Origin of the sequence: Rhizobium sp. 42MFCr.1, from assembly GCF_000377185.1 — a bacterium.
GTDB lineage: Bacteria > Pseudomonadota > Alphaproteobacteria > Rhizobiales > Rhizobiaceae > Rhizobium > Rhizobium altiplani.
Map to the genome: position 1 here is coordinate 60,152 of NZ_KB897846.1, position 10,666 is coordinate 70,817.

Here is a 10,666-nt window from a genome sequence, read left to right on the forward strand (position 1 = left end):
TTGAACTGTGGAAAAGCCTTGGAAAGGCGCGGAACTTTCAGAAGCTGTCCACAGAACCAACAAAGCGCGTTTAGCAGCTCCCACGAAATTCCATTTGTGGAAAAGGCGGCATGTTTTCCCTTGCCTTACCCGTGCCGCGTCTCTTAGCTCTCCGTTGTCCAGTCTTTTCAACAGGCCCCGGAAAATAGCGTGGAGAACCGCACGAACTTCTTCCATCTGCATCTGATTTCTGACTCGACCGGCGAAACGTTGATTTCGGCCGGGCGCGCCGCGTCGGCACAATTCAAATCCGCTCAGCCGATCGAACACGTCTATCCGCTGGTCCGAAATCGCAAGCAGCTTCTGCAGGTTCTGCAGACGATTGATAGTCAGCCTGGGATCGTTCTCTATACGATCGTTGACCGTGAACTCGCGACGTTGGTCGATCAGCGCTGTGCGGAGATGGGTGTCGCTTCCGTGAACGTGCTCGAGCCCGTCATGGACGCCTTTCAGATCTATCTTGGCGCACCGTCACGCCGGCGTGTCGGTGCCCAGCATGTGATGAATGCCGGCTATTTCGCTCGCATCGAAGCGCTCAATTTCACGATGGATCACGACGACGGCCAGATGCCCGATGATTACAATGACGCCGACGTCGTGATTCTCGGCATCAGTCGGACGTCGAAAACGCCGACGAGCATCTACCTCGCCAATCGTGGTATCAAGACCGCCAACATCCCCGTCGTCTATGGCGTGCCACTCCCGGAAAGCCTGTTCGCGACCGCCAAACCCTTGATCGTCTGTCTGATCGCTACCACCGATCGCATCTCTCAGGTCCGGGAGAACCGTATCCTCGGAGCGACACCCGGTTTTGATCGCGGGCAATACACGGACCGAGCCGCCATATCGGAGGAGTTGAAATACGCACGGTCGCTCTGCGCCCGGCACAATTGGCCACTCATCGACGTGACGCGCCGCTCCATCGAAGAGACCGCGGCGGCGATTGTTGCTCTCCGTCCGAAGCTGCGTTAAGCGCTGCCGCACCAAACCTGTTCGAGGCTCCATGACACCGAAGCTTATTCTCGCATCCTCCAGCCCGTTCCGTCGCATGTTGATGCAAAATGCCGGCCTCACCTTCGAGGCTCATGCGGCTCATATTGACGAGCGGTCTGTCGAAGCGCCGCTCGAACGAGAAGGCGCAACACCGGGTGCCGTGGCCCTCGTTCTCGCCAAGGCGAAGGCGAAACAAGTCAGTGATCGGTTTCCGGCCTGCCTAGTGATCGGCTCGGACCAAACGATGTCTCTTGGCCCGCAGACCTTTCATAAGCCCAGGGATATGGCTGATGCGGAGAACCACCTTCGCATACTGTCGGGCCAGACGCACCGGTTGAACAGTGCGATCGCGATCGCCTACGACGGCGACATCGTCTGGGAGCATGTTTCACACGCTGAGCTGACGATGCGTCCGCTGGATGCGGATTTTATCCAGCGGCATTTGAAGCGCGTCGGAGAGAGGGCACTCACGAGCGTCGGCGCTTACCAACTCGAGGGGGAGGGGCTTCAATTGTTTTCGCGGATCGACGGGGACTATTTTACAATCCTGGGATTACCGATGCTACCTCTGTTGGAAAAGTTGAGAGAATTGGGTGCGATTGATGGATGATTCACGTGAAACATTTGGGCCGCGGGCTTTCGTCACGGGATTTCCTGTCAAACACTCCCGGTCGCCTCTGATCCATGGCTATTGGCTCAAGACACTCGGACTACCGGGATCGTATCGCGCCCATGAAGTCGCACCAGCCGATTTTCCAGCCTTTATCGCATTGCTGAAGAGCGGCCAGGCTGGCTTCCTAGGCGGCAACGTCACGATCCCGCACAAGGAAATGGCGTTCAAACTCGCTGACGATCCAGACGCGCTTTCTAAAGAGCTTGGTGCATCCAATACGCTTTGGATGGAGGGGGGCCGGCTCAAAGCGACGAACACGGATGGAGGCGGCTTCACCGCAAATCTGGACGAGCGTCATCTTGGCTGGGACAAGGCGCACTCGGCCGTGGTCCTCGGTGCCGGCGGTGCGAGCCGCGCCATCATTCAGGCGCTGCGCGATCGGGGCATCAAGGAAATTCATCTGGTCAACAGGACGGTCGGACGCGCTCAGGAATTGGCGGATAGGTTTGGCTCGAGCGTAAAAGCGCATTCGATGGCAGCCCTGGCGGAAGTCATGCACGGCGCCGGCCTTTTCGTGAACACGACTTCGCTTGGCATGGACGGCGAGGATGCGCCGGAGATCGATTTTTCGCCGCTGCTCTCCGATGCCGTCGTAACGGATATCGTCTACGTCCCCCTGAAGACTCCTTTCCTTGTCCAAGCCGAACGGCAAGGATTTGCCGTTGTCGATGGTCTCGGCATGCTGTTGCATCAGGCCGTTCCAGGTTTTGAGAAATGGTTCGGGCATCGCCCGAAGGTTGATGACAAGCTGCGCGCGCTGATTATCGAGGATATGGACAAGCACTGATGTTGCGGATCGGACTGACCGGCTCGATTGGAATGGGCAAATCAACAATGGGAAAGCTCTTCGCAGAAGCGGGGGTGCCTGTGAATGATTCCGATGCCGTCGTCCATGATCTTTATGCGGGGGAGGCGGCGCCCCTTGTCGATGCTGCCTTTCCCGGAACCATGAAAGAGGGTGCCGTCGATCGGCAGGAACTGGCTCGCCAGCTGGCTGGAAGTGCCGACGGGTTCAAGCGCCTTGAAGCCATCGTCCACCCGCTCGTGAGGAAACGTGAAGCAGAATTCATCGAACGCGAGCGGCAGCGTGGCTCGCCGATGGTGCTGCTCGATATCCCGCTGTTGTTCGAAACAGGAGCCGAGAGCAGGGTCGATGTGATCGTGGTCGTTAGCTGTGATCCACAGATACAGCGCGAACGCGTACTTGCGCGGCCAGGCATGACAGTGGAAAAATTCGATATGATTCTTGCGCGCCAGACGCCGGATGCGGAAAAGCGCGCAAGAGCCGATTATGTGATCGATACCGCGCATAGCATCGAAACGGCCAGAAAACGGGTCGCCGAGATCGTCTCGGATCTGAAGCGGCGGCTCACCAGCGGGGACTTCCTGAATGCGTGAAATCATTTTCGATACGGAAACCACGGGCCTGGATAACCGTGTGGACCGCATTATCGAGATCGGCGGCATCGAGCTTTTCAATCATTTTCCGACTGGGAATACGCTCCACATCTACATCAATCCGGGCGACCAGAAAGTGCACCCGGACGCGCTTGCCGTGCACGGCATCACCGATGAGTTTTTGAAGGACAAGCCTTCGTTCGCAGATGTTGCGCAGCAAATTATCGACTTCTTTGGCGACGCGAAGTGGATCGCGCATAACGCCACGTTCGATATGGGCTTTATAAACGCTGAGCTCGCAAGGCTCGATTTGCCGCCGATCCTGCCCGACCGCGTGCTCGATACGCTGTCGATGGCGCGCCGCAAGCATCCGATGGGACCCAACTCCCTCGATGCACTTTGCCGCCGCTATGGCATCGATAATACGCATCGAACGAAGCACGGCGCGCTTCTCGACTCCGAACTGCTGGCCGATGTCTACATCGAGATGATCGGTGGTCGTCAGGCCGCCCTTGGCCTCGGCACCGTCGCGAGTAATTCGGCAGGTCAGGAAAGCTTGGTGGAGGAGATTATTATCGGGACGCTTGTGCGTCCGCGGCCCCTTGCGCCACGTCTCAGCGAAGCAGAGCAGCAAGCCCATGACGCGCTGATTGCCAAACTCGGCGCGAAGGGCGTCTGGGGAAAATACGATCTCGCAAACTAAAAATGCCCGGGGCGACCCGGGCATTTCATTTTGTGGCAGCGTGCCATGCGCGAACTGTTAGTTCGTGGTTGCCTGTACCTTGGCACGGGCCTGCTCTTCGGCAACCCGCTGCGCAAACATCTGAGAGAAATCGATCGGATCGATCATCAGGGGCGGGAAGCCGCCATTGCGCGTGACGTCGGCAATGATCTGACGTGCGAACGGGAACAGCATGCGCGGGCACTCGATGAAGAGAACCGGCAGCATGTGCTCCTGCGGGAACCCGGCAATCCGGAAGACGCCGCCATAGACGAGTTCGGTATGGAATACCGTTTTGTCGCCATCCTTGGCTTCGGCGTTCAGAGACAGAACGACATCGAAATCCGTATCGGAGAGCGGATTGGCGTTGACGTTGACATTGATATTGATGGCCGGAGCCTTGTCACGCGCCTGCAGCGAACGCGGAGCACCCGGATTTTCGAAAGAGAGATCCTTGGTGTACTGCGCAAGGATGGTAAGGCTCGGGCTCGTTGCACCGTTATTGCTGTTTTCGTCGGCCATTGGCTTTTCCTCGAGGGCATTGGATGGTGCCGCTCTATCATTTCGGGCATAGTGTTACAACCCTGGGCCAGTCGGCCGGCGGGGACGGTTCCTCACTTGCCGAGATGCTTCCCTGACCAGGGAGAGTTGTCGTTGGGTTCGCGTCGATAATCCTCGTCGTCGAGGTCGACGATCTTGGAGTCCTTGGGGCGGCTCGACGTGTCGAAGCCGCTCGTTGAGCCGACGACGACGAAACGGCGGCTGATATATTGCCAGGCAAGATCGCGCACAGCCGGAATGAAGATCAACAAAGCCACGATGTCGGTGATGAAGCCGGGGATCATCAGCAACAGGGAAGCGATCACGAACATCGCCGGTCGAAGCAGCTCGCGCCCCGGCACCATGCCGCTTCGCCCCTCCGCAGACATACGGCGGAGAATCCCGATGCCCTGGCGCCTGAGCAGGCCCATGCCCACCATGAAGCTCAATATGACAAGCGCCAGCGTCGGCCAAAGCCCGATCGCCTTTCCGACAAGCACGAAACCGGCAATCTCGGCGAGCGGAAGCAGCAGCAGAAAACCAGGCAGGATCTTCAAGGGCATCGTTTTATTCCGGCTGAGCCGGACTCCGTTGGAGGGTCGCGTTGTCGACCCTATTTGAATCATCTGTATAGGCGGACTATATGGGAGTACAAATCAGGGATGTTAACAGCGGCAGCGGCGGGATATGGGTTCAAACGACTTCATCACATTGTTTTTTCTTGTGGCGGCGGTGCTGATTTTTTTGCAGCTGCGCAGCGTTCTCGGCCGCCGTACGGGCAATGAGAAACCCCCGCGCGATCTTTATACGCCGCGGGATGCCGTTGGACCTGATTCTCCTGATGCCGGGAAAGTGGTGACCCTGCCGCGCCGTGACGCAGCGACTGAGGAAGACGATCGCTTTGCGGCAATCGATGCTTTCGCACCAGCCGGCACCTCACTCAATGAATCGCTGCGCGAAATCAACAAGGCAGACGCTTCCTTCAATCCGAAGGAATTCGTCAATGGCGCCCGCATGGCCTATGAGATGATCGTGATGGCGTTTGCGGACGGCGATCGTAAGACGCTGAAGAACCTGCTGTCGCGTGAAGTCTATGACGGCTTCGACGCAGCCATTACCGAGCGCGAGTCCAAAGGCGAGAAGGTGAAATCGACCTTCGTCGGCATCGACAAGGCGGAAATCGCCAGCACCGAGATTAAGGGCACGGAGGTGCAGATTACCGTTCGTATCGTCAGCCAGTTGATTTCCGCCACTTACGACAAGGTCGATAAGCTCATCGATGGCGACGCGGAGAACGTTGCCGAGGTCAATGATCTCTGGACGTTTGCGCGCGATACCCGCTCCCGCGATCCCAACTGGAAACTCGTGGCCACCGAATCGGAACATGAGTGAAGACACTCCGGGCTTTGCCCTTCAAGCAATAAGCTTTGACGATCTGCAAGGCTGGAAGGATGATGATCCTTCCAGCCTTTTTGAAGCGATGGAAGCATGCCGGCGGCAGGTCATTGACATCAAGCCGTATCGGACGGGCTCGCTCGGCCTGACGGCTCAGGACCTTCTACCGTTGCTTGAAGCAGCGAGCAGCGAGAATATCTCGTCGGCAGCCGATGCCCGAACCTTCTTCCAATCCCACTGTCGACCCTTCAGAATTCGTCGCATCGACGGCAATCCGGGCTTCGTCACCGCTTTCTACGAGCCTGAGATTATGGTCTCGGCCGTGCCGGATGATGAGTATCGCTTTCCCTTCTATCGCCGCCCCGAAGACCTGATCGACCTTGATGAGGGTAATCGCCCTGTGGGTCTGCCGGACAGCTACGCTTTCGGCCGGCTGACCTCCGATGGCATTGAAGCCTACCCGGATCGGCGGGCAATCGATGAAGGCTTCCTGGCGGGCAGGGGATTGGAGATTGCCTGGGCAAAGTCGAAGGTCGACGTCTTCTTCGTCCATGTTCAAGGTGCGGCGCGTTTGCGCTATCCTCATGGCAGGGTTGGACGCATCACCTATGCGGCAAAGGCGGGACATCCTTTCTCGGCGATCGGCAAGCTACTCATCGAGCGCGGGGAAATCGAACGATCCGAGATTTCGATGCAGACTATTCGGCGCTGGCTCGGCGACCATCCTCGGCAGGTGGATGAGGTCCTGTGGCACAATCGCTCCTACATTTTCTTCCGCGAAGTCCCGAGCGCAGATCTGAACGCCGGGCCCGTGGCCGCAGCAAAAGTGCCGCTGATTGCCGGCCGTTCGCTCGCCGTCGATCGGCTCATCCATACTTTTGGCTTCCCGTTTTTCATTCGGTCCGAGAATCTTGTCCATCTCGATGGCGACAAGCCGTTCGCGCGAGTGATGCTGGCTCTCGACACGGGCTCTGCCATCGTCGGTCCGGCGAGGGGTGATATTTTCACCGGGTCAGGGGATGATGCAGGAGAGCTCGCTGGAACAGTGCGCCACGACGCCGACTTCGTCATTCTGCTTCCGAATGCCGCCGCCGCGAGGTTCGCCTGATGGCTCGAGACCGGAAGCTCAACACGGATGAAAGGATACTCTGGGGCAAGGTGGCACGGAGCACGCGTCCAATGCCCGGCAAGAAGGATCAGCTAGCCGAGCTCGATGCCTTTCTGACAGAGGTGGAGGTTGAACAGCAAACGGCCGCCGCCGCGAAGCGACCTTCCGAAACTGATGCCGGGCCCACTGTCCCGGTTGTTTCCAAAACACGCTCGGGTATCCATCACCCGCTCGAAAGGCCGGTCAAGCGCAAGATCGCCAAGGGCCGCGTGCCATTGGAAGCCCGGATCGACCTGCATGGGCTGGTCCAGAGCGAAGCGCATATATTGCTGCTCGAGTTCCTCATGCGAGCTCATGAACGAGGGATGAGGCATGTGCTTGTGATCACCGGTAAGGGCAGTTCGCTTGGCAGCGAAGGCGCCCTGAAACGCGCCGTCCCGATGTGGTTCTCGAAGCCGGAGTTTCGGTATTTCATCTCGTCCTATGAAACAGCAGCCCACCATCACGGAGGCGAAGGCGCCCTGTATATCCGGCTGTCGCGCCGGCATGGAGAGAGATCGTGACGCCGTTCGGTGAGGCCGTCCGCAAGCTGCGAGAGCGCAAGGGTGTCTCGCAGAAGCAGATGGCGGCAGCCCTCAATGTGTCCCCGGCCTATCTGTCGGCCCTCGAACATGGAAGGCGCGGCTTGCCGACCTTCGATCTGCTCCAGCGGATCGCCGGCTACTTCAACATCATCTGGGATGAGGCCGAAGAACTCTTCCTTTTGGCCCGTTCTTCGGACCCTCGCGTGGTCGTCGATACATCGGGTTTATCGGCCGAACATACCGCTTTTGCGAACCTCCTGGCGGGTCGCATTCGCGATCTCGACCAAACAACGCTTGGCCAACTGACAAGCATTCTTAAAAACGGCGGAAAAGCGGACGGAAAACGGTCATAATCCCCTGATTTATGGCCAGTTTAAGCGCGCTGGCATTGGGAACTTGGATCAAAAACCCTATATTCTGGCATGTATAAGGCAGGTGATTCGCAAGTCTCACTTCAGCCCCGACAACAGGGAAATTCTCGAAAAGTATGACCGATATACCCACGACGGAAAACGGCGTTAGTACCGAATATGGCGCAGACTCGATCAAGGTTCTGAAGGGCCTTGATGCAGTGCGTAAGCGCCCGGGTATGTATATCGGTGACACCGATGATGGCTCGGGTCTTCATCACATGGTTTATGAAGTCGTCGACAACGCGATCGATGAAGCGCTCGCAGGCCACGCCGATATCGTGACCGTGACGCTCAATCCCGATGGGTCGGTCACCGTTACCGACAATGGCCGCGGCATCCCGACGGACATTCATACCGGCGAAGGCGTGTCGGCAGCCGAGGTCATCATGACCCAGCTGCACGCTGGCGGCAAGTTCGACCAGAACTCCTACAAAGTTTCCGGTGGTCTGCACGGCGTTGGTGTTTCTGTCGTCAACGCGCTCTCCGTCTGGCTGAGGCTGAAGATCCGCCGTCAAGGCAAGATTCATGAAATGAGTTTCACGCACGGCGTAGCCGATGCGCCGTTGAAGGTGATTGGCGACGCTGGTGATGAAACCGGCACCGAAGTCAGCTTCATGCCGAGCACTGAAACCTTCACGATGACCGAATTCGACTACGCCACGTTGGAGCATCGTCTTCGCGAGCTCGCCTTCCTGAATTCGGGCGTTCGCATCCTTCTGAGCGACAAGCGTCATTCGGACATCAAGCAGGAAGAGATGCTCTACGACGGCGGCCTGGAGGCCTTCGTTTCCTATCTCGACCGCGCCAAGAAGCCGCTTGTCGACAAGCCTGTGGCAATCCGTGGCGAGAAGGATGGGATTACGGTCGAAGTCGCAATGTGGTGGAACGACAGCTACCACGAGAACGTCCTGTGCTTCACCAATAACATTCCGCAGCGCGATGGCGGCACGCACATGGCCGGCTTCCGCGCCGCGTTGACCCGCCAGATCACCTCCTACGCCGATACGTCGGGCATCACGAAGAAGGAAAAGGTGACGCTGACCGGTGACGATTGCCGCGAAGGCCTGACCGCCGTTCTTTCCGTCAAGGTGCCGGATCCGAAGTTTTCGTCGCAGACCAAGGACAAGCTGGTTTCCTCGGAAGTTCGCCCCGTTGTCGAGAACCTCGTCAGCGAAGCGCTGAGCACGTGGCTGGAAGAGCATCCGACGGAAGCTAAGGTTCTGGTCGGCAAGGTGGTCGAAGCCGCCGCGGCGCGCGAAGCGGCCCGTAAGGCGCGTGAGTTGACGCGTCGTAAGGGCGCTCTCGACATTGCCTCTCTGCCCGGCAAGCTCGCCGATTGCTCGGAGCGCGATCCGGCCAAATCCGAAGTCTTTCTTGTCGAGGGCGATTCGGCGGGTGGATCGGCCAAGCAGGGGCGTTCGCGCGAGAACCAGGCGATCCTGCCGCTGCGTGGCAAGATCCTCAACGTCGAGCGTGCTCGCTTCGACAAGATGCTGTCCAGCCAGGAAATCGGTACACTGATTACCGCGCTCGGCACAGGCATCGGCAAGGACGAGTTCAATGCCGAAAAGCTGCGCTACCACAAGATCATCATCATGACGGACGCTGATGTCGACGGCGCCCACATTCGTACGCTGCTGTTGACCTTCTTCTTCCGCCAGATGCCGGAGCTGATCGAGCGTGGCCATCTCTACATCGCCCAGCCGCCGCTTTATAAGGTCTCGCGCGGCAAATCGATCCAGTACGTGAAGAACGAGAAGGCCCTTGAGGACTACCTAGTCGGCCAGGGTCTCGAAGATGCTGCCTTAAAACTCGGCAGCGGCGAAGTGAGGACCGGCCAGGATCTTGGCGAGGTGATTAGCGATGCGTTGCGCCTCCGCGCGCTCCTTGACAATCTGCACTCGCGCTACAATCGCGCTGCCGTCGAACAGGCAGCAATTGCTGGTGCTCTCAATGCTGAAGCCGTTAGCGACCGCTCGAGAGCTGAACAGCTCGCCGGTGAAGTCGCCAGACGTCTTGACCTGATTGCCGAAGAGACAGAGCGCGGTTGGGAAGGGGGCCTCACGAGCGAAGGCGGCATCAAACTTGAGCGTATGGTGCGCGGCGTGAAGGAAGTTGTCGTTCTCGACATGGCGTTGATCGGCTCGCAGGACGCGCGGCTTCTCGATCAGCTGTCGGCTCGCTTGAAGGACATCTATCAGGCGCCTCCGTCACTCTCCCGACGCGACGGTGATGTCGAGATTTCCGGACCACGGGCACTGCTGGACGCGATTTTTGCGAGCGGCCGCAAGGGTCTGACGATGCAGCGTTACAAAGGCCTCGGTGAGATGAATGCCGAGCAGCTCTGGGAAACCACGCTCGATCCGAACGTTCGTTCGCTGCTGCAGGTGAAGGTTGCCGATGCAACGGACGCTGACGGCTTGTTCGCACGCCTGATGGGTGACGAAGTCGAACCTCGCAGGGAGTTCATCCAGGACAACGCGCTGAACGTCGCAAACCTCGATATCTAGCGAGCGGAGCTCGTTTCCGCCTAGAGGCCGCATAAAAAAGCAACGGTGTTAGGCGTCAATCACCGTTGCTCGATAGTCTCTCATTTTGGCATTGAGGATTATGATCATCCTTCGCATGACCGCGACGAGAGCGACCTTTCCGGGCTTTCCTTTCGCTTTCAGTCGTTCGAAGACGGCCTTCATGGCTGGATCGAAGCGGATGGCGGGCAAGGCGGCGATGTAAAGGGCGTCGCGCACTGGTTTGCGGCCGCCGGCAATCATCCTCTTGCCACGCATCAGGCCACTGTCGCGA

13 protein-coding genes are annotated in these 10,666 nt (G+C 58.4%); 10 read left to right on the forward strand and 3 right to left on the reverse strand.

The annotated features are described in order from the left end of the window. The first annotated feature begins 189 nt into the window (after nucleotides 1–189). The 5 genes from C934_RS0123050 to dnaQ are packed head-to-tail and all read left to right on the forward strand — an operon-like array spanning nucleotide 190 to nucleotide 3,806. Nucleotides 190–1,011: a pyruvate, water dikinase regulatory protein gene (locus C934_RS0123050; protein WP_018858952.1), complete on the forward strand. Its 822-nt coding sequence runs from the start codon at nucleotides 190–192 to the stop codon at nucleotides 1,009–1,011. A 31-nt stretch (nucleotides 1,012–1,042) separates the two neighbouring features. Then, nucleotides 1,043–1,642 (forward strand): Maf-like protein, encoded by a 600-nt coding sequence (locus tag C934_RS0123055; protein WP_018858953.1) that lies wholly within the window; start codon nucleotides 1,043–1,045, stop codon nucleotides 1,640–1,642. Beyond that, the gene (locus C934_RS0123060) at nucleotides 1,635–2,492 is read left to right on the forward strand and encodes a shikimate dehydrogenase (RefSeq protein ID WP_018116314.1); all 858 of its coding nucleotides are present in this window, start codon (nucleotides 1,635–1,637) and stop codon (nucleotides 2,490–2,492) included. The genes C934_RS0123055 and C934_RS0123060 overlap by 8 nt, the downstream gene beginning before the upstream one ends. Then, entirely contained in the window at nucleotides 2,492–3,103 is a 612-nt protein-coding gene (gene coaE / locus C934_RS0123065) for a dephospho-CoA kinase (protein ID WP_018858954.1), read from the forward strand. Before C934_RS0123060 ends, coaE begins: the two co-directional genes overlap by 1 nt. Continuing rightward, complete coding sequence (gene dnaQ, locus C934_RS0123070) at nucleotides 3,096–3,806, forward strand: DNA polymerase III subunit epsilon (RefSeq protein ID WP_018858955.1); 711 nt, start codon at nucleotides 3,096–3,098, stop codon at nucleotides 3,804–3,806. Before coaE ends, dnaQ begins: the two co-directional genes overlap by 8 nt. Before the next feature lie 57 nt (nucleotides 3,807–3,863). Here dnaQ and secB read toward each other — a convergent pair whose 3' ends face one another. Further along, the gene (gene secB / locus C934_RS0123075; protein ID WP_016556856.1) at nucleotides 3,864–4,346 is read right to left on the reverse strand and encodes a protein-export chaperone SecB; all 483 of its coding nucleotides are present in this window, start codon (nucleotides 4,344–4,346) and stop codon (nucleotides 3,864–3,866) included. A gap of 92 nt (nucleotides 4,347–4,438) precedes the next feature. Beyond that, the gene (locus C934_RS0123080) at nucleotides 4,439–4,927 is read right to left on the reverse strand and encodes an FxsA family protein (protein WP_018858956.1); all 489 of its coding nucleotides are present in this window, start codon (nucleotides 4,925–4,927) and stop codon (nucleotides 4,439–4,441) included. Between the two features lie 124 nt (nucleotides 4,928–5,051). Here C934_RS0123080 and C934_RS0123085 point away from each other — a divergent pair, with 124 nt between their 5' ends. The 5 genes from C934_RS0123085 to gyrB all read left to right on the forward strand — a co-directional run bounded on the left by C934_RS0123085 (nucleotide 5,052) and on the right by gyrB (nucleotide 10,374). Beyond that, complete coding sequence (locus C934_RS0123085) at nucleotides 5,052–5,756, forward strand: Tim44/TimA family putative adaptor protein (protein ID WP_018858957.1); 705 nt, start codon at nucleotides 5,052–5,054, stop codon at nucleotides 5,754–5,756. Then, a complete protein-coding gene (gene mltA, locus C934_RS0123090) occupies nucleotides 5,749–6,867 on the forward strand; it encodes a murein transglycosylase A (protein WP_018858958.1) in 1,119 nt (372 codons plus the stop codon). The genes C934_RS0123085 and mltA overlap by 8 nt, the downstream gene beginning before the upstream one ends. After that, nucleotides 6,867–7,430, forward strand: a complete 564-nt coding sequence (locus tag C934_RS0123095; RefSeq protein ID WP_025657930.1) for a Smr/MutS family protein — start codon at nucleotides 6,867–6,869, stop codon at nucleotides 7,428–7,430. The genes mltA and C934_RS0123095 overlap by 1 nt, the downstream gene beginning before the upstream one ends. After that, nucleotides 7,427–7,804 carry a helix-turn-helix domain-containing protein gene (locus C934_RS0123100; protein WP_018858960.1) on the forward strand — a complete coding sequence of 126 codons (378 nt, stop codon included), beginning with the start codon at nucleotides 7,427–7,429 and terminating at the stop codon, nucleotides 7,802–7,804. Before C934_RS0123095 ends, C934_RS0123100 begins: the two co-directional genes overlap by 4 nt. 134 nt (nucleotides 7,805–7,938) lie before the next feature. Continuing rightward, nucleotides 7,939–10,374, forward strand: a complete 2,436-nt coding sequence (gene gyrB, locus C934_RS0123105) for a DNA topoisomerase (ATP-hydrolyzing) subunit B (RefSeq protein WP_018858961.1) — start codon at nucleotides 7,939–7,941, stop codon at nucleotides 10,372–10,374. Nucleotides 10,375–10,422: 48 nt separating this feature from the next. Here gyrB and C934_RS0123110 read toward each other — a convergent pair. Further along, on the reverse strand, nucleotides 10,423–10,666 hold a 244-nt coding region (locus tag C934_RS0123110; RefSeq protein WP_018858962.1), incomplete at its 5' end, for a transposase.